Origin of the sequence: Paenibacillus taichungensis, assembly GCF_050994985.1 — a bacterium.
Classification (GTDB): domain Bacteria; phylum Bacillota; class Bacilli; order Paenibacillales; family Paenibacillaceae; genus Paenibacillus; species Paenibacillus taichungensis.
The window spans coordinates 5,158,417-5,178,013 of sequence record NZ_CP194720.1; the positions used below are offsets into that span (position 1 = coordinate 5,158,417).

A 19,597-nucleotide genomic window follows, 5' to 3' on the forward strand; every position below is an offset into this window, starting at 1 on the left:
GCAAAAAACAAGAAGTTACCTGAACTTGCTTCCGGTTCCTCTTGTTTAATGTGTTTAAGTATCTTTTCGAATGTCTTCCAGCATGGAAATGGCATCAACCAAATGATTGTCAAAAATCTTTTTAGCAACGGCCAGCAGGTCTTTAATCAAAGGGTCACGAAGCGAATACGTAACTGTCGTTCCTTCTTTTAATCCCTGGACAACGTTTTTGCTGCGCAATACAGCCAACTGCTGCGAGACGGCGGAACCTTCCGATCCCAGAATGCTTTGCAGTTCATTTACATTTTTCGCCCCATCGCTCAGCAGCTCCAGAATCTGAATTCGCATCGGATGCGCCAACGCTTTGAAAAAATCCGCTTTAAACTGTTGTATGCTCTGATTCATACGCTATGCCCCTTCAACCAAACTTTTGAAGATGCAAATATCATAACATATAACATATTGAAAGGAATTAGAAAGGAAATGTAACGCTCTATGTCGTCCGTGAAGGGTTACAGTTCGTACAATCTATCTGTCATTTAATCGCTATTTACAACTGTATTTTATTGGTATATATTATAGCCGTCAGGAATGTTAACGCTAACATAAACTGAAAAAAGGAGGATGTCTCAATCCATTTTCGAAAAGGTTTTCGTTTTAGTGAGCTTACACTTTAAAACATTTCATTTTGAAAGGATGAGGTATCGATGAAAAAACTAAGCACCACATTATTTGTATTTTTTATGGGCATATCCCTTATGTTCGGCCTGACCGCATCAGCGAATCCCGCCATCGTAAGTTATGGAAGCAGCTATTCCAATACACTCACTGCTGGTCAAGGATACGCCTACATTCTCCCTAATGCCAAAACAACCGGTACAAGCGTAAAAATTACTGCATCCGCAGCCAATGCACTTCAACTGCACTACTACTGGAGCTACAATAATACGACAATCGACCTGGGGACAGCCATTGTAAACAACAACAATTACAACGGCGGTTCATCTTACTACAATCCTGGCACTCTGGTCACTGTGGTAGAACGCGTACCAGCGTCCACGACGTTGTACCCTTCCGTATCCTATACCATATCTTTCAATTAACAGTACAACGAACACATAGTATCCATTCTTATATACAGATTCAAATACATGAACTCTTTCAGTTTTAATCAAAAATGCACCTCTTAGAAGTACAAATTGGAGCCTGCCAAGGATTCCATAAACTTCTGTTGGGGTGCTTTTTTCTGTCAACAGGGAGGCCCCATTTATAGTAAACTGGAGAAAAGGTCCAATCATTCGGGAGGTCTGCTTATGCAAGAGCAACATGCTGCACGAGTCGAATTATTCGTTTCCAACACTCAGATCATCAAAAAATCATTCAAGTGGCAAAATGTGATGATGCACCGTCTGGCAGCCCTTTTATATGCAGCAGAAAATAAACAAGCCGATGGCGAGGCCATTCGCCAAAGTCATGAATTGATTAAGCAAAACACCAATCTCTTCTCGGCCTTCAGGGGAAATTCGGCGATCAGCATCGCCACCTTACTCTCGCTTACGACAGATCAGGAAAAGAAACTGGAAGACACCCTGCTTATCTATGATCTGATGAAAAAAATCAAATTTCGTACGTCCGATTTTCTGGTTATCGCCGCCTATCAGATTGCAGCTCACGCGACGACTGAGCAATTCGAGCATAAGGTCGAACGAGCCAAAGCATTTTATGATCACATGAAGGCCCAACACCGCTTTCTTACCGGACAGGACGACTATATTTTTGCAGCTATGCTGGCCCTTTCCGATCTCGACGTGGAATCCGGTGTGACCCGTATGGAGCAGCTCTATGTAGAATTAAAACCTGAGTTCTCACCAGGCAATAGTGTGCAGGCACTAACGCAGGTACTGGTCCTAGGCGATGATAATCCGGAGGCGGGCGCTCATGTGATAGCGTTAAATGAGGCGTTCCGCAGACGGGGAATACGATTAGACAAAATGTACACCCTGCCGGCTCTGGGAATCCTCTCCCTACTGCCCGCTGACAGAGATACGTTGGTAGAGCAAGTTGAGGAAACGTATGAGTGGTTGCGTACACAGAAGGGCTTTGGTGCCTGGTCAATCAACAAACAGGAATTGCTGCTGCTCTCGTCCTCGCTGGTGGCAGTGCAATATGTGGAGGATCTTCGAAACGGCGTCCTGACCACGACGGTCTCCACTAGCATCACCAACATCATCATTGCCCAACAGGCCGCCATGGCCGCTGCTGCAACATCGGCTGCCGTCGTAGCTTCGACTTCATCGAACTAAGTAAAGGTCATGAAATGCATCTTACAAAAAAAGAGGCCCTCTGGAACCATCCAGAAGGCCTTCTTCATTTGAATTCATCATTGCTGTTAGTCATCACCGCTAAACAATCCCCTTATCCCGGAACTCTTCCACGAAACTATTGAGCCAATCCGAACCATAATCCAGCGCGCCCATATCACTTTCGATAAAAGCAACATCCAGACCCATAACCCAGAATCGGCGAGCAATAATAAAAAGGTCAACAGCCTGTTCATCTTCGGCAGTGAAGCTTCTAACCGAACGATATCCCGCTATGAGCGCACTCCATAACACTTCTTTTTGCTCACCAGACTGTCTCTTTCGAGCCTTTACCTGCGCCAGATCGTAGGCACGCCAACCATTAGCCGCCCACTCAAAGTCATAATGGATGAACTGATTGCCCTGTTGAAAAGCATTATTGTTCCCATGCATATCGCCATGGCACAGCCCATTGTCCAAACCTTGTTTGGATGCGACGCCGATGCGTTCTTTTAACGCTCTAGCAAACGTATGTAGAAATGATGATGCTTCATTTTTTTCACCGATGTAGTTGATGATTCGCTCAAGAGGTTCGTCAATGAGAAACTTCGTATCCAACTCATATCGCGGCTGCTCCAATACCACTTGGTCCATCGCTTTATGCAGCTCAGCCGCAGACTGACCAAAAACGTAACACGACTCTTCATCTTCAAGGTTGTTCTCGATACCCTCTATATACCGAAACATCACAGCAACCCGCTTGCCTTCCGCGGCCTCCAGCACCGTATATTCAGTATGATCTTTCTTCTCGATGTGTTCTCCAATATCGGTATGTACAGATGAACCTAAAATGCCCTTTAATTGAGATAACAGGGAGAGTTCGTACTGAACATCAACCTCCGTAATTTCAGTACGGTAGACACGAAGAATATACATGCCAGAAGAAGTACGTACCCGGTAAGTATCATTTAACCCTCTCAGCCAAAATAAACATTCTTCCCACGATCCGATGTCGTATTGATCACTCAATACATGCTCCAGATATTTAGGGTTGAGCACTGAACGTAAAGCAGTCGGTTGATTGAACATATGTATGCTCCTTCAGTTTGATATAATCATCACTTTGATTACAGATAAATGATTCCTTCATCTATCAATCTATAACATAGTATATTTTTAATTTATTTTCCAGAATATATATTTAATCAGGTGAATGCATAGCTGAATTCATTTCGCTTCTTTTATGTGCACCAATCACTTTCCCAGCCTTGACCTTAAAGTATACTTCAGGCTTTATAATGTGGATATCATACTTTATGGATGAGAGGCGGCGGCCACATGAGTGTAAATATATATAACAAAAAACGCTCTATCAAGAGCTATTTACTAGAAAAATACATCGGAACTTTAGATAGCAAGAAGAATTTATCCACGCGAGAAAACACCCTGAAGCACTTGGAACACATGGGTGTAGAGAACACTAAGCCTTATGAGCTGGGTAAGGTTAAATTAATCTCCTCAGTCAACAAACGTTCCTTTGAAGACATGCAGGTGTTTACATTGAATGACCAGAAATCTGCTGATCAAAAAGTGATCCTATATATACATGGCGGCGCTCATACACACCAGCCGCTAACCTTTCATTGGAAGTTCATGGACCGCATCGCACAATCGTTGAATGCCAAAGTTATAGCCCCCATCTATCCCAAAGTGCCTCATTTCAACTACCAGCATACATATCCAAGACTCTTAAACTTATACCGGGAAATCATTGAATCGATAAAGAGTCCTGCACAACTTACTATTATGGGAGATTCAGCGGGTGGAAATATTTCGCTAAGTTTCGCACATTACATTAAGATGAATCTTCTTCCTCAACCCAAAGATATCATTTTGTTATCGCCATGTGTGGATATGGTTCTGGACAATCCGGTCATATTCGACTATGAGACCCGAGATCCGATGCTGGCTGTGGAAGGCTATGATGTAATTCGGAGAATATGGGCGGCAGATAAAAATCTGGATGATCCATTGATCAGTCCAATCTACGGAGACTTCAAAGGACTCGGAAAGATTACCATTTTCATCGGAACCCATGAAGGTTTATTTCCCGACAACATGAAGCTCTACAAACTGCTTACCGATCAGGATATTGACCATAATACCTTTGTATATCCCAAAATGAATCACGTCTTTGTGCTTTATCCTATTCCTGAAGCCAAGGATGCAGAGCGCAAAATCATAAATATTATTAAGCATGTATCACAGGAATCGCATAAATAAGACTGCTACTGAAAAAAAACAGGAAAATAACATTCAACCCTTGTAAATTGTATTATTCCGGGTATAATACTCGGTATATAGAAAAGAGTAGCTGACTGGAGTGAATAACGCCATGGATTCTTTGACACAAACTTGGGTTAACGATTATTTGGACTTATATAATTATGCCCGTACCATAGAAGACTCGGAATGGGCTGAAGATATTCTCAGGAAGCTTCAAGATCAGAAGGACGCGTTGCTGGAGGAAGAACGAAAAGCGATACTGCTCCGTGAGTTGCTTACAAGCTATGACCGAATCAACAAGCAACTGATAGACATTTTCAGCAAACTGAGAGTCGCTTCAGAGGGTTACCAGACTGAGTCTTTACAGGAGCAATGGTTCAAATTGAAGCTAATGCGGATTGATGTCTCTCGGAAGATTCTTCAATATAAATAAAATAAACAAGAAAAAAAGCCGGTCTGCAGTTCGTCTGCTTAACCCGCCTTGATTAAAGGCTTACTATTCTTTTGATGCGTACAGTCAACTGTTCCGCAAATATGTAAAGCCCGCCAGCTTTACATAAAATGAATGATCGATAATTACATGGATGCTTTCTTCATGTTGCTCATCATGCCCATCATTGTGGTCATCATTTCGTCGCATTCTTGCATACAGGACATCATTTTATTCATGTCCATGCCTTCCATCATGCTTTTGTCTTCCATGCATTCCATCATCATCTTCATGGATTTCATCTTGGACATCATTTCTTCCATGCACATGTTCATCATCATGTTCATACACATATTTTCCATTTCAACTTCCTCCTTTCAATTATAGTAAACTTCCTTTTTTTAGCATAAACGATTCCTTTCTTAAAAGCAATCTTTTTCCCCTTGCCTTTTCTGTAAAATCGATGTATAATACGCACTTCACTTATCAATCCTGTCGGAAATAAAGGCTTTGTGAAGAGATGATCTCTCCGCAAAGGCCTTTTTGCATGCCTACCTAAGTCTTGAATAACTGGATTATCTATCAAATTTATCCTTGTTCAGCAAATGTAGGTCCTTTACAATAACTTTAGAAATTCCCGTATATCGATTTCTTTATTGAACAATATCCATATATGGTATATGGAATAGCACTTCCTTAATTACGATATAAGCTCTTACTTGAGTTTATATAAAAAAAATGATACAGGAGGCTATCGAATGTTCAGATTCATTTTACCGTCTTCAAAGCTAGTAATGATTTGCTGTCTGCTGGTGCTTACAACAGTAAGCATGCTGTTCAACAGTCCCAAGGCGTTGTCACATGGTTACGTAGAAGGGCCAGCGAGTCGAGCTGCACTTTGTGCTTCGGGAGTCAATCAAGATTGCGGCAGTATCGTGTATGAACCCCAAAGCCTGGAAGCACCTAAAGGCTTCCCTACTGCAGGACCTACGGACGGCCATATTGCAAGCGCTAACGGCGTCTTCCCTAAGCTCGATGAGCAATCCGCCACACGTTGGTCGAAAGTGAATATGTCTAGTGGCAGTAATACGTTTACTTGGAAGCTGACAGCTAACCATTCAACGGCAAGCTGGAAATATTATATTACGAAAACGAACTGGAATCCGAATGCACCTCTATCCCGTGATTCGTTTGACCTGACACCGTTCTGTTCAGTTCCCTATAATGGCAGCCAGCCTCCATTTAGCTACACCAACTCATGCAACGTACCAGATCGCAGCGGTTATCATGTCATTCTAGCAGTCTGGGAGGTTGCGGATACTCCTAATGCCTTCTATAATGTCATCGATGTAAACTTCTCCGGGACGAACCCGGTTGATAATGTAGCACCAACACCTCCAACTGCACTTGTGGCAACTGCAACTGCTGCAACCAGTACATCCTTATCGTGGAAGGCTTCCTCAGATAATGTAGGGGTAACGGGGTATAAAATTTACAACGGGGCTACTTTAATAGGCAATGTATCTGGCACAACTACAAGCTATACCGTAACAGGGCTTACAGCAAGCACGGCTTATACCTTTACGGTCAAAGCAGTCGACGCAGCAGGCAATGAATCTGCAGCCAGCAATAGTGTAAGCGTTACCACAACTGCGCCTCCTGCAAACGACACTACCGCACCTACATCTCCAGGCGGGCTGCATGTGATGGGAACACCAACCGCCTCCAGCATTCAGCTGATGTGGACGGCATCTACGGATAATGTAGGCGTGACAGGGTATAAAATTTATAACGGCTCTACTTTAGTTACAACAACATCCGGGACGGCAACGTCTTATACGGTAACCAATCTTGAAGCGAACACAACCTACAACTTCTCGGTTTATGCTGTTGATGCAGCAGGCAACCAATCTGCTGCTAGCACAGTCAGCGGTAAAACAGCCGCGGCTGCTACTGCACCTGCATGGGCAGCCAACACGCAATACACAGTGGGCACAATCGTGAGCTACAATAACCTGACGTATAAATGCCTTCTTACACACACGTCTCAAGTGGATTGGATTCCTTCGGCAACACCAACCCTCTGGCAGGTGCAATAACTGGATTGACTGGAGGATTAGTTAAAAAGAAGTCCTTATAAGATTCTGATTACAACATAGCCGGTCCATATTCAGGGGATCGGCTGTGTACTACACATGCAAAATAAGACGCTTCAGGAATTAGTCCCGAACGTCTTATTGCTTGCTTTTTATGTTTCTATACCGATTTTATCATATGTCCATCTTCCAAGAACGACTCTGGCGCCTGAATCCTCACCCACCCCAAGGCCATAGCCAACAATGCTGTGATCCAGACGTGCAACCAAATAGATAAAAGCTTCAGGCACAGCGTAGGTGGAATCGATTGAATTTTGCAGGAGGGCTCCACATTTCAAAATTCTTTGAACTGCTCCAGATCGTTCTTCTCCACACTAGAGCGGAACTGCGGATTCGTTAGGTTGGATGACTTCCAGCAAATATTGCTCTACATTTTTTTCTTTTAGCCTCACAAAAAGCCGTTTAATCCACCAAATATATGCCCTAAAACATGAAAATATATCATAATGAACGACAGAACTATAGAAATTGGTAGAACAATCAGAAATCTTAACGGACTTTTAGGAACAATAAAAAGTAAAACAATGACCATAATCAGATATATTCCCAAAAGTATAGGGATCAAATAGTAGTGAGTGTGCTCAGGTAAGTAAGCGTGCCGCAATTGAAATCCTTCTGACAGTAAGGCTGTAATCGGAAAGGATAAAATCAAGCTAGATATGATTCCATAGCCACGTGCATACCACATTACATAAGCACATACCGGAGATATCAACGCGCATATTCCCCAAAATATAATTTCTCTCTTGGGGAAAAAGTGCAAAAAAAACACGGTGTACACATAGTAAGCAGTTAATAGCGACACAAAAAAGAAGAATATCTTTAGAGCTGCTAATTTAGGAGAATAACTAAAAACCGATAAGAGTGTTGCAACAAAAATCCATATACCTAAACGTCCACCGATAGCATCAAATATGGGATTAATCCCCTGTGCATCTACAAGCTTTGCTGCTAAACCTAAAATTACCCCGATCACTATCGCACTTACAATGGAAATTGTTTTTTGTTCAGTTGTTGAATTGTTTCTAATTCTAATTTGATTAAACTTATTATGTATTTCCATTTCAACCCTCCAATTCCCATAATCACCATATACTTTAACATGATTTATTTGATATTTTCATATATTTTGTGAAATAACCCTATTTTTAAAAGACGAACACCCTTTCTATACAAAAACTCATCCCAACTGAATAAAGATTACCCTCCCTAGTAATATAGACGAAGTAGAAAATGTCCATGGTTGAGTCATAGAACAGATTTACTTTTATGGTTTACATTATAAAAATATTCATGAGCAGAATTCCTTTTTAGCCAAAATAGACCGCTCCCTGATCAGGGAAACGGTCTATGCAGAAGATATTCTATGAGGACATCGATTTGGTTAAACCAATCTTGGTGATGACCGTATCATACGGAGCCAGTTCGAGCGTTTGTTTTCCGTAGTCCGTATCAATTGTCGTGGTTTGAACCTGATCACTATTGTTAATGACGACCAACATTTTACTCTCCGGATAATAAGTACACTCTGTAAATAAGTTATCCGTAATGTACTTCGAATTATGGAATTCATGACCTGCAAAGCGAATCAGATTCATCAGCAATCTGGTATTCTCCCAACTGAATTCGAATGAAGGCAGGTAGATTCCTTTTCCTTTACCAAAGTCATGTGTAGACAATGTAATCATGCCATCCGTTTTATCCACCACAGCAGCTGTTCCATCGGTAAGGTATATGTTATTCTTCGGTGCTATTTTTGCCCCTTCCGGCAACAAACCATGCTCATCGCGAGTCTCATATGTCCATTTTCCATGAACCACCCTGGCGCCAGTATCCTCATCCACCCCAAGAACATGTGCCATTCTGAAAAAGCTGTCGTACCCTTCTACCGCCGATGGCTGGTTGATGCCAATAAAAGTACCGCCTTCATACACCCATTTGGTCAGCAGGTCCACACAATGGTGGTCATTCCAATGTTCTCCGCCGCTCCAGGCTGAACCGGCAGAGCCGGCATTGATCACGACATCTATATGTTGCAGCACGCCCTGACGGATATCTTCAAAATCTATGAACTGCACTTCAACCGGTAAGCCTGACAAGGCTTCATTTACATGAATCAAGTCATGCATATACGTTTCATGGAAATGGCCGGACAACGTCCACGATCTTAATTTGCCCCAGCTATGCAGAACAGCTACCCTCGTCTTAATCTGATAGGGCTTGCCTTCATGATGAAGTTCTTTTATTTCCCTGAACTCGTCCGCAATCTTCTCGATGTAATCGCAAAAGTCGGGGTAAGGCTCTACTAGATGCAGATATCCACCCAACCCAATCCGGTCAATCGGCTCTCTGAGCAAAGCTCGCCTGATATTAATCCAATACTTTTTGGCATCCAGCGTAGGGTCTCCGCCCTCCTTAAAGGTAGGAAGTCCGCCTAAACCAACTGGAAACAAGTAGGGATGCAGACGAATTTCATGGATATCCACGTTAACACCTGAACACATCCTCGCCTCATAACCGGAAAACACACATTTAATCATCCCATCGAATCCAAACTCCTGAAAGCGGTCATTATAAGGCTCCATACCAACCCAGCTGTCATCATAGAAGACATACGCCAGCTTGCCGTGGTTATGCACGATATCAATTAACTTCTTCCCAAATTCGATGACAAAATCATTGATAAACGCCATCCAGTCCAGCTTGCGCTGCTGCGCCGGAATATGACTCACGCGATATTTGCCGCCATTCACAAAATCCTCAGCCGAGAGTGAATACCCATATTTTTGAGCAAACAGATCCAACGCTCTCGAACTTACCGTGAAATCGTATGAACCCCAATCCGAGAAGAGATGTCGATTACGCTCGTCGCTGCCCCAGATCCAGGCGAAATTATAAAACAATGAGGTGAAACGAACTACCGTTGTTTCCTGATGCTGCTGACACCAGTCCTCCATCCAATCCAGCAGATATGTCTGCGTTTCCGTATAGATCGGATCAATTTGCATCAAGTGCTCCTTGTCCCAATGGTTCGTGGTGTGATTGTACATCGAGATTTCTTCCCAGATCCGATAGGCCATGAAGCTTACTGTGTATTTATGCCAAGGAACAATGCCGGTAATGACTACATGGCCGGATTCCCTCTCATAATTCCACTGCCCTCTTGGCACTTCCTCCCCGGTTGTCCGGTCAAAGACCTGCCAATACTTAAAGGCCTCTTTGGAATCATTCACCTTGAATTGTTCAGCAAAGAAATCCTCCATCAGATAAAACGATACATAATCTTGTACAGCTACCTTCGGATTCGTAATAAGAAAACATTGCTGGAGCTTATCTTGATTTTGGGATGCCCATTCGTTATGATCCCGGATGATGCAGATGGTCGAATAAATGCCATACCCCGCGTTGATAATTTCATCGGATAATTGTGTACCGTCACTGTCTCGAATGACATCGGCACCCCACCGTTCGGCAAGTTCCAAAGTCAGTGCCTCATAACCGGATTCGCCGGGTAGTGTAAAGGAGCCTTTGATTGGTTTGGACAACTTGGTTCCCTCCCTATTTCAACATGTCAGACAGGAAAGCGAGTGCCAGGCCCTGACCCCAGCCCTGAATCCAGTCTTTTGGAATATTACGATAGCCATCCCGATCCTTCATCACCGCCGTACCACCAGATACACCAAGCACACGTCCATCTTCACTAATGTTGTTCAGGATACCTTCCAATGCCTTTTGAACGTATTTGGTATGGAGCGGATTACCGTTATTGATCATGGCTGCTGCAATACCAGCGGAAGCCGACACCTCTTCATACGACTGCTCGTCATCCAGAACTGTCCGCCACAAGCCATTCTCCGTCTGCACGAGCTTCAGAGCTGCCAGTTGATCCCGGAGCGAGCACTCTACGTCCATGCACTGTGGATATAGATACCAGTCCTTCAACTGTGGTTTTACTTGCGACATGGTGTAAGCACCCCAAGCGTTTGCTCTTCCCCAATACAATCCAGACATATGGTCCTTGTTAACGTTATTGTAGCCGTGGTACCAGAAACCACTACTCGGATCTTGCAAGTATTTGATATGCCAGTAATATTGATTCAGAGCATCCTGGATCATATCCTGATCCTTTAATTTGCTTCCTACACGGAGCAGGAAAAATGCCGCCATAAACAAGGTATCCGCCCATGCCTGCTCGGGAAAATCATTGGAAATGGATACGGTATGCTGCAGCACGTTATCTCCGAATCTGAGCGCATGATTTTGTAGATAATCCACCTTGCTCATTACAATATCCCAATATTTTTGGTTCCCTGTTTCTTCATATAAAGTAATCAGCATATGGCCCATCGCACATGTATTTACGGTCCAGTCCGGCAACCCCAGCTCGATGTATTCATCCGCCCATTGGACAAGCCTGTCCAAGTACTCTTGGTTGCCTGTCGTTTGATAAGCTCTGGAAACACCATAATACGCCACACCGCAAGGCCAATCCCACGTCAAATCCATCGCCAGTGTTTTTTTCGTAACGTTATCAATAACGTTTAAAATTTCTTCCCTGTCATATTTCACTTGAAGCATCGGTGATTCCCCTCTCGTAGCGCACATGCCCCCAAATGCGCTTGAGAGCTGTCCGTCCTTGGTTTGAAAACGCTTTACTTATTCCATTGTACGCAGTAAAATAGTGTCAATCTAAGCATATTCGCAACAAAACTACGCAATTTCAATCATTTATGAATGGGAGTTATCGAATGTGCCCAGAAAAAAGCAGCCTATTATTGAATACCGCCACTATAGCTTGCCAATCCACTTTCCTATTCTGCTGTTAAGCGGTGAACGTTGGAAAATATCCGATATCAAAAGTGAACATCTTCATTTTCACAACCATCTGGAGATTGGTATTTGCCATTCAGATAGCGGCATTATGGAGATCAAAGGTGAATCTGTACCTTTTAAAGCCGGTGATGTAACCTTTATCCCCAGATATCTTCCTCATACAACGTATAGTTCACCCAATGAAGCCAGCTTATGGTCTTATCTCTTTTTCTCGCCCGAGGACCTCTTTCAACAATCGTTTAAGAGCAGTGCCTACAGTAACTTTGAGCCCAATTTGAGGGCAATTAAGGGATTGAACTGCATTTTAAACAGGGAGGAACATCCGAGGATTTATACCCTTGCGACATCTGTGGTAGAGGAATTAAAGCAGAAAAATCCTTTTTATCAGGAAAGTGCCTATGGCTTATTGTTATCCCTTTATATCGAACTTCTGCGAATCCATTCCCGGAATGAACCCTTGGCAGATCAAGAAACGCAGCATAATCTAAAAGGTGACCTTGTTATTTCTCCGGTTCTGGAGTATATCACCAAAAACTATATGTCGCCCATAACTATCGATTTTCTCGCTGATCTGTGCCACCTAAGCACCACACATTTTCGCAGGAAATTTCATGACATTATGGGAACCGCACCTCTGGATTTCCTGAACAGCACCCGAATCGAAGAAGCTTGCAAACAATTAAAAAGCACGGACGCTTCCATTCTTTCGATCTCTGAACAAGTCGGTTTTCAGTCCATTTCCAGCTTTAATCGCTGTTTCTCCAAACTTATGGGGAAATCGCCGAAAGAATGGCGCAAAGGCGCACAGTCTGAAGTTCAATCTGCGAAAGCCTCCATATTGGAGTTTACGGGGTGGATGTAGGGAAGGGATATCTGCGATAGAGTTTATAGGCAAATCAAAGACGCTTCGGGAGCGAGTCTCGAGCGTCTTCTTTGAACTGAAATGTTTAGTTTTTTAGTTTAATTACCACCATGCTAACTACAGTACCTCTGTCGTAAGCGTAAACCCTTCAATCACGACATCTTCGTCGACTTCAATCATGATACACCGTCTGCCTTGAAAATTCACTTGTTTCACATATCTCAAGTCTTGTGGGCTAACCGAAATCGTAGCAACTTTAGTTTCAATCTTAATGGACTTGGACGTAAACTTCGGCATAACACTGGTCGCTTTCATTTCATAATTCTTGTTGTCGACGATAGTTTCAAATGCACGTTCCACCTTCTCAGACGTCAGGTCCTCTACACCGCTTGCAGTCAGTACACGTTCCAGGTCTTTATAATCGAGTTTCGGAGGTTCTTCCTCATGTGACTCTTCGTTAATTTCAATGACCCGGTTGATCTCTTCATACACATGTGCGATTGTGGCTGAGTCCAGTTGTTCACCGGCCACTTCCTTCACGATATCTTCGAAAATCGCTCGTTCTTCCAGCGCTGTCACAGACCTTTCTCCATTCAAAACATTCTCAACAAAATGCGGATCCGGGAAATTGGATTTCCCTGTGCAATATAGAACACGATTTACATCGGAGTAGTTGTCCGTCACACTCGGGTACAGGAAACCCTGCTCCGGGGTGCTTAATTTGACAACCGGATCTACAATGACATTGTACTTAAATTCTCTCTCCACGTAATCAAACAAGAGCGTTTTCCGCTGCTTCTCCGTGGAATTCACACTGCACAGAATGAATGGATGTGCGAACACTTCATTTTTCTCGCTCTCTTCCGCTTCATCGTTCCGAGCCTTGGTTGGCAAGTAATACTGTCCACGAACAAACGTGATCACCATATCCCGTTCATACTTGGCATCCACCAACATTCTTTCTACTAACAGGAGCATCAGGTCCTGCCATTCCTCCGGATCCCCTGTTACCAGTGCTTGGTGAAGCATCACCTGAGCCGGCTCCTCCGCTTGCTCCTGGAACTTCAGCTCAAACAATTTCTGATCCAGCTCACCCGTTAGCAATTTTTTGAAATTGCCCATGTACAGTTCCTGTTTCTCTCTGTCCACCAGTTCAAACGGATGGCGCTCCCAATGATAAATTTCGTTCGTTTCCTTCGTAATATACACGTTGAGAATATCGTAAATATTCAGTAGATCATGATCCATCTTAAACTGTTTGCGTATATGCGCTACTTCTTTTTTATTCATGATTCGTTAGACAACTCCTCAAGTAAATTGGCCTTACAAGTATAAACGATATAAAAAACCTTCGCTAGAAGGACCTTTATCTTTATAAGTCATCTGCGGTAACTAAAAAGAAAGACGCATCAGGAATGACTCCCGTGCGTCTGTTTTTCGATTCACAGCTTATCTTTTCAATTAACTGCTGCTCGGCAACATATCTGCATTCAACAGGGGTTCCCGGCTGGTAGAAGCTTTCCTCGTTTCCCGCAGAAACAGTAACCCCATGAACAAGGACACAACGCCAATAATAATTAGCAATGCCCCCAACTCCTGACTGTAGGCTGTAAGTGCTCCGTCCCGAAAAGCCATCCCGCGAATCAGGCGGTTAAGCCAGTTCATCGGTAATGCCCATGCGAAAATTTGGAACGGTTCTGGAAACGCAAGCGGCGTTAGTTGAATTCCCGTGGCCAGAAAGGAGGGATACAATACAAAACTGGTTCTTAGGCTGACTTTAGATATGTCTTTGGCTGTGTATCCAATCAACATACCCAGAAGTGACAAGGCGAAGGCATAAATAACCAGTGGGATAATAAAAAGATAAGGCTCCGCTTCAAAACGCATTCCCCCCACCTGCTTTAATAATCCATAGGATAGGAGCAGCGATAGGGAGCTCAACACAGCGTACGGTACACTCCTAACCCATAGCTGGAAAGGTGACCTTCCGTTTGTAAAAAGCTTCCCTTCCTGACGTAGTCGAGGTGCAATCGAGCCCGCTGCACTTGTTGTAATCATCAATACTACGATATTCACAAATCCAAGCACCATAAAACCGACATAACTGGAGGTTGGATTAAACAGCATCCTTTGCTGAAGCGAGATCGGCGACACGATTCCTTTAGCCGTTTCTGCATCCATCCCTTTCTGGATCAGTCGTGTCATGGAAAGGGTCATATTTTCCGTCTGGATGATCTCCTGAATCGCGGTCCGGATTCCGGTTAGCCCCGAGGGCATTGTGTTATCCATCAAGATGCCGATATTCGTCGATTTCCCCTGTTGTTGACGTAATCCCAATTGATTGGGAAGCATAATGACAGCTACTGCCTGCTCATTGACAAGTAATGTTTCCGGACTCATTCGGCTCGCATATATGCTTTTGACGCTCATATATTGCGAGGCATTTATTTTGGAGATCAACTGCCATGAATATTCGCTATGGTCCTCATCAATGATCACAACTGGCGATTTGCTAATTTGATTCTGCGAGAACATTAAACCAAAGAATAGGGCTGCAATAAGCGGGCCGATAAAAATCAATCGAACATACTTACTTCCCGATACGTACTTCCACTCGTCAATCAGTGATTTCATCAAGTTTCACCTCTGCTGTCATCCCGGGAAGTAAATCAGCATTCGAATCCATCGATATTCGGACCAGAAACATACTTAAATCGGCTTGCCCCTTTTCCCGTGACATGCGCAAGCTCGCGAATTGCGGGGCAGATGAGATGGACGTAACAACCCCGCTCACCTGTGTTGGCTGGTCCAAATACGGAAAATGAACATCAATGCTTTGATTTACTTCAATCTTTTGAATTTCACTCTCCTGTATGTAAATGTCCGTATAGTAATTATTCTTTTGCAGAACTGCCAGCGGCACACCTGCTTGTACTTGATCTCCCTGCTTTACAGCAACTCGGTCGACCAAACCATCATACGGTGCGAGTACATCCACATCTCCTTCCCCAGCTGATTTCACTTTGAAAAGCACCTCTCCCTCTTTCACGGAGTCACCTGCAGACGCACCCGCCTCTAAAATCGCCCCCGGACTATTCTGATAAAACAATGTCGTTTGCTCTGCCTCAAGCATGCCTTGTTTCCTGCTCTCGGCCTGACTTACAGCATCCTTCCCTTTAACAGCCAGAAGTGAACCTCCAACAATGAGCACCATCGCAATTCCGATATACAAACCTGCTTTTAACTTCATCCTTTTATCTCTCCCATTCCCAATCCTCGTGTATATAAGTTGAACTAAAAATATTTACACTGGACACTCCGATGACAGAACAACCTTTCGATCGCTGTTATCCCCAGATTTTTTTGATTCCTTTTTTTAATGGTAATATCCGGGGATAAAGGCGAGCGCTTCGCTTCTTCAGGTTCTTTCTGTCCTCTCCGTTATTGTGTAAAAGTTTAGTTCAATTTATATGGTCAAATTTGCTGCGTATTTTTGCTTTTCATTATCACTTGGGTGACCACGTTCTCGGCAGCCTCCATAATCACTTCTCCCAACGTGGGATGAGGGTGAATCGTCATGGCCAGATCTTCTACGGTTGCGCCCATCTCAATCGCAAGCGCAAGCTCCGATATCAGTGTGGATGCCTCCACGCCAACGATTTGCGCACCAATGACAATTCCTGAGGTTGGGTCAGCCACAATTTTTACAAATCCATCGGTTTCCCTTAATGCCAATGCTCTTCCGTTGATCCCAAAAGAAGATTTTCCGATAATCACCGGAATGGCCTGTGCTTTGGCTTCCGTCTCACTTACTCCAACACAGGATAGCTCCGGATTAGAAAAGACGACAAGCGGAATCACCTTGTAATCCACTTTGGAGGTGAGACCCGAAATGGCCTCTGCTGCTACTTTAGCTTCATAGGAGGCCTTGTGAGCGAGTGCCGGGCCGGCTGTAATATCTCCAATGGCATAAATGTGCGGGATAACCGTTCTGCACTGTTCATCCGTCTCAATCAGCCCCTTGTTTGTTACGGGCAAACCTATGCGTTCCAGTTCTAACTGGCCGTCTGTATTGGGTTTCCTGCCGATTGTGACCAATACATATTCCGCTGTAACTTGGTGCTGCTCTTGATTTTTGGAATAATGCAGTGTAATGGAATCAGCCTTCTGCTCCACCTTTTCAGCAATCGCTCCGGTTACGATGTGGATGCCATCCGCCTTCAATTGTTTGACTACAGGGGCAGCAAATTCCGCCTCGAATCCGGGCAATACTTGTGCTCCTCCCTCCAGAATCGTCACCTTTGTTCCGAATTTGGCATACATCTGTCCAAGCTCCACACCAATATACCCTCCGCCGATCACAACCAGACTACTCGGAACCTCCTGCAGAGACAGTGCTTCTGTGGAAGACAAGATACGACCTCCAACTGGAAATGCTGGCAGCTCAATTGGACGAGACCCCGTTGCCAGTATGAGGTTTTTAAAAGAAATGCTTTGCTCCTGTCCAGCTTGCTGGATCATCGCTGTGTGCTCATCCACCAGACTGGCCTCGCCTTCGAGTATGGTCACATTCGCAGTCTTTAACAAATAGTGGACGCCACCTGCCTGTTTATTCACAACCCCCTGCTTAAAATGCTGAGCAATCTTAAATGTCGCTGCCGCGTCAGCTTGATTGAACTGTCTGAACAAATCATAGCGATGTGATTCTGCAATTAATGCTTTGGATGGTATACAACCCACATGCGTGCAAACCCCGCCTAACTGTTGACGTTCGACGATTGCCGTCTTCATTCCCAGTTGCGAAGAACGAAGCGCCGCCACATATCCTCCCGGACCTGATCCAATAACTAACGTATCTACAGATTCAAGCTTACTCATATCCTGATACCTCCCGATTTGAAGCCGATTTAAAATATGATGATCGTAATATATTATAACCATCATATTTTGAGGCAGTCAACAACCGTATTTGGCCCTTTTGTAAATCAACAAACATCCAAACGCCAAATTGACAGGCTTTATTATGATGACTATAATATTTTAAAAAAGCAGAATGATGAAGCTATGGAGTGAATGATAATGCCCTATCCCAAAGGCCATAAAATAAAAGTACGAGGTAAAATTGTTGAAAGTGCTGCTCGGGCTTTTCGCACCAACGGTATTCAAGATGTCAGTGTACCGTTCATTATGAAGGGTGCCGGATTAACTCATGGAGGGTTTTATTCACACTTTGACAACAAGGAACAGTTGGTCGCCGAAGCCTGTGAATATGCCATTAGCGATACCATCGCACTTCTTCAAAAAGTCGCGGATCAGGAAGAGCAGAATCCCAAAATTAATACAGTCATCGATTATTATCTCAGTCCTTATCACCGCGACAAAACGGAAATGAGCTGCATATTCCCTGCCCTTTCCGGCGAAATATCCCGCTCTTCCGAAGAGGTTCGGCAGGTATTCACTCATGAACTGGAGCGGATGGTCACTTTTATCTCCAATCTGGCTGAAATCGATGTATACAAAGGTCGTGCATTGTTCAGTACCATGGTTGGCTCGCTTGTTCTTGCACGGTCTGTTAGTGATTCTGATCTTAGCGACAGCTTTCTCTCGGCGGGCAGGCAGCAAGCGAAAGAAATGGTTAAACGGAACGATATGTAGAGGTTTCGGGCTTTTATACGATACGTAGCTTTGAGGTTGTTTCATTTTGTTATCAAGCTGAAAACACAAGTAGACCGCCCACCTTTGTGAAGGTTGCGGTCTACTTGATCGTGTATCCTCTTGTTAAGCCTACCGCCCTTAAAAGCAGCTATTTCATTAGAGAGATATGCTCCGTATAAGAGAAATGACGATACGGCGAAAATTTCAGCATCTTACATATTTACGCTTGAACCCCGTCCGCCCTTTATCCACTGCCTTTTGGATATTTTCAGAGGCATTCAGCAGCTTGCTCTTGGGCATGTTCTTGTTCACTTCGACAGGTCCCACAGCCCTGGCTGTCTCCACCGCCTGATCATGCAACGGTTGATAGGAGGTCGCGACGGTATACAGGAAGTTGTTCATCGAATATTTCGTTCGTTCCGGAGATTCGTGAATCGTGTTTTTCACCAGTTCGAGCATCTCCATCATTTTATTCTCCGAAAATTCAGCATCCTTCCGGCTTCCGAGCAGCCAGCAGTAACAGCTCCATCCCGCTGACATTCTCAGTTCATCACCACTAGCAATCCATGCGTCAGCGACCTCTTGCGCAATATCTGTCTCGGCCAACGTCACAGCAACGATATAATCGGAGATCATGAAAAAATAAGCGGCATCGATCCAACGATCGAAATCAGCTGGCGTCATCACTTGGGGATCGGCAATCACTCCCGCAAAGTACATCGCATCATAATTCCCCGTAGCGTATAATTGCTCCGCCAAAGGTTGATCCTTTTTGATCTGCTTCGCCATCGGTTTCATCGCCCCGGTTGCCACGCCAAATAGCGGTTCATGCGCACCGTTGGAGATGTAAATTTTTTTCGTTCGATCTTTACCGAGCGCCTCAAGCTCCTGCATCACTTCTTCCACGTTCATGAATAACACCCCTTTTTATATTACTTACTCGCCAGATGATCCGTACAACAAATTCGCTCTCATTGTATCACAGCTTCTTCCCGTGCTTCTCATCCAGATTCTCCTAAAGCGCCATAATCACAGATCTGAAATGAGCTAATTATCGAGTAATAAAATGGCGGTACAGAATACTTTCTGTACCGCA

General features: G+C 44.0%; 19 protein-coding genes. 7 read left to right on the forward strand and 12 right to left on the reverse strand.

Annotation, left to right across the window (positions count from 1 at the left end; genetic code table 11):
- Positions 1–54: 54 nt before the first annotated feature.
- A complete protein-coding gene (locus ACR1R9_RS23230) occupies positions 55–384 on the reverse strand; it encodes an ArsR/SmtB family transcription factor (protein ID WP_076291641.1) in 330 nt (109 codons plus the stop codon).
- A 302-nt stretch (positions 385–686) separates the two neighbouring features.
- On the opposite strand from ACR1R9_RS23230, the gene ACR1R9_RS23235 reads away from it, so the two are divergent.
- Together ACR1R9_RS23235 and ACR1R9_RS23240 are read left to right on the forward strand one after the other, a co-directional pair.
- On the forward strand, positions 687–1,082 hold the full coding sequence (locus tag ACR1R9_RS23235) for a hypothetical protein (RefSeq protein WP_433922572.1): 396 nt from the start codon (positions 687–689) through the stop codon (positions 1,080–1,082).
- Positions 1,083–1,292: 210 nt separating this feature from the next.
- Positions 1,293–2,282 (forward strand): DUF4003 family protein, encoded by a 990-nt coding sequence (locus ACR1R9_RS23240; protein WP_433922571.1) that lies wholly within the window; start codon positions 1,293–1,295, stop codon positions 2,280–2,282.
- A gap of 99 nt (positions 2,283–2,381) precedes the next feature.
- Here ACR1R9_RS23240 and ACR1R9_RS23245 read toward each other — a convergent pair whose 3' ends face one another.
- Complete coding sequence (locus tag ACR1R9_RS23245; protein ID WP_433922570.1) at positions 2,382–3,368, reverse strand: phosphotransferase; 987 nt, start codon at positions 3,366–3,368, stop codon at positions 2,382–2,384.
- Positions 3,369–3,617: 249 nt separating this feature from the next.
- Between ACR1R9_RS23245 and ACR1R9_RS23250 the strand changes: the two genes are divergently transcribed.
- Both ACR1R9_RS23250 and ACR1R9_RS23255 read left to right on the forward strand, forming a co-directional pair.
- Entirely contained in the window at positions 3,618–4,562 is a 945-nt protein-coding gene (locus tag ACR1R9_RS23250; RefSeq protein ID WP_433922569.1) for an alpha/beta hydrolase fold domain-containing protein, read from the forward strand.
- 112 nt (positions 4,563–4,674) lie between these two features.
- Positions 4,675–4,998: a hypothetical protein gene (locus ACR1R9_RS23255; protein WP_376041580.1), complete on the forward strand. Its 324-nt coding sequence runs from the start codon at positions 4,675–4,677 to the stop codon at positions 4,996–4,998.
- Between the two features lie 143 nt (positions 4,999–5,141).
- On the opposite strand, the gene ACR1R9_RS23260 is transcribed toward ACR1R9_RS23255, so the two are convergent.
- Positions 5,142–5,357: a hypothetical protein gene (locus ACR1R9_RS23260; RefSeq protein WP_076291635.1), complete on the reverse strand. Its 216-nt coding sequence runs from the start codon at positions 5,355–5,357 to the stop codon at positions 5,142–5,144.
- A gap of 396 nt (positions 5,358–5,753) precedes the next feature.
- On the opposite strand from ACR1R9_RS23260, the gene ACR1R9_RS23265 reads away from it, so the two are divergent.
- Positions 5,754–7,094: a lytic polysaccharide monooxygenase gene (locus tag ACR1R9_RS23265; RefSeq protein ID WP_376041584.1), complete on the forward strand. Its 1,341-nt coding sequence runs from the start codon at positions 5,754–5,756 to the stop codon at positions 7,092–7,094.
- Positions 7,095–7,243: 149 nt separating this feature from the next.
- Here ACR1R9_RS23265 and ACR1R9_RS23270 read toward each other — a convergent pair whose 3' ends face one another.
- The 4 genes from ACR1R9_RS23270 to ACR1R9_RS23285 form a co-directional block, all read right to left on the reverse strand.
- A complete protein-coding gene (locus ACR1R9_RS23270) occupies positions 7,244–7,429 on the reverse strand; it encodes a hypothetical protein (RefSeq protein ID WP_433922567.1) in 186 nt (61 codons plus the stop codon).
- A 110-nt stretch (positions 7,430–7,539) separates the two neighbouring features.
- On the reverse strand, positions 7,540–8,214 hold the full coding sequence (locus ACR1R9_RS23275) for a hypothetical protein (protein ID WP_433922566.1): 675 nt from the start codon (positions 8,212–8,214) through the stop codon (positions 7,540–7,542).
- Positions 8,215–8,515: 301 nt separating this feature from the next.
- Positions 8,516–10,696: a 1,3-beta-galactosyl-N-acetylhexosamine phosphorylase gene (gnpA, locus tag ACR1R9_RS23280; RefSeq protein ID WP_433948877.1), complete on the reverse strand. Its 2,181-nt coding sequence runs from the start codon at positions 10,694–10,696 to the stop codon at positions 8,516–8,518.
- A 13-nt stretch (positions 10,697–10,709) separates the two neighbouring features.
- Positions 10,710–11,729, reverse strand: coding sequence for a glycoside hydrolase family 88/105 protein (locus ACR1R9_RS23285; protein WP_063567121.1), 1,020 nt, complete (start codon positions 11,727–11,729; stop codon positions 10,710–10,712).
- Positions 11,730–11,901: 172 nt separating this feature from the next.
- On the opposite strand from ACR1R9_RS23285, the gene ACR1R9_RS23290 reads away from it, so the two are divergent.
- A complete protein-coding gene (locus ACR1R9_RS23290) occupies positions 11,902–12,846 on the forward strand; it encodes a helix-turn-helix domain-containing protein (RefSeq protein ID WP_433922565.1) in 945 nt (314 codons plus the stop codon).
- Positions 12,847–12,963: 117 nt separating this feature from the next.
- Here the strand turns inward: ACR1R9_RS23290 and ACR1R9_RS23295 are convergent, their stop codons facing one another.
- The 4 genes from ACR1R9_RS23295 to lpdA form a co-directional block, all read right to left on the reverse strand.
- Positions 12,964–14,136: a DUF4317 domain-containing protein gene (locus ACR1R9_RS23295; protein WP_076291628.1), complete on the reverse strand. Its 1,173-nt coding sequence runs from the start codon at positions 14,134–14,136 to the stop codon at positions 12,964–12,966.
- 171 nt (positions 14,137–14,307) lie between these two features.
- A complete protein-coding gene (locus tag ACR1R9_RS23300) occupies positions 14,308–15,480 on the reverse strand; it encodes an ABC transporter permease (RefSeq protein ID WP_433922564.1) in 1,173 nt (390 codons plus the stop codon).
- Complete coding sequence (locus ACR1R9_RS23305) at positions 15,464–16,096, reverse strand: HlyD family efflux transporter periplasmic adaptor subunit (protein ID WP_076291626.1); 633 nt, start codon at positions 16,094–16,096, stop codon at positions 15,464–15,466. Before ACR1R9_RS23305 ends, ACR1R9_RS23300 begins: the two co-directional genes overlap by 17 nt.
- Positions 16,097–16,320: 224 nt before the next feature.
- Positions 16,321–17,724, reverse strand: coding sequence for a dihydrolipoyl dehydrogenase (lpdA, locus tag ACR1R9_RS23310; RefSeq protein ID WP_433922563.1), 1,404 nt, complete (start codon positions 17,722–17,724; stop codon positions 16,321–16,323).
- A 201-nt stretch (positions 17,725–17,925) separates the two neighbouring features.
- On the opposite strand from lpdA, the gene ACR1R9_RS23315 reads away from it, so the two are divergent.
- Positions 17,926–18,501, forward strand: coding sequence for a TetR/AcrR family transcriptional regulator (locus tag ACR1R9_RS23315; protein WP_433922562.1), 576 nt, complete (start codon positions 17,926–17,928; stop codon positions 18,499–18,501).
- Positions 18,502–18,705: 204 nt separating this feature from the next.
- Here the strand turns inward: ACR1R9_RS23315 and ACR1R9_RS23320 are convergent, their stop codons facing one another.
- Positions 18,706–19,413 carry a DNA alkylation repair protein gene (locus tag ACR1R9_RS23320; protein ID WP_175380966.1) on the reverse strand — a complete coding sequence of 236 codons (708 nt, stop codon included), beginning with the start codon at positions 19,411–19,413 and terminating at the stop codon, positions 18,706–18,708.
- Between the last annotated feature and the right edge of the window lie 184 nt (positions 19,414–19,597).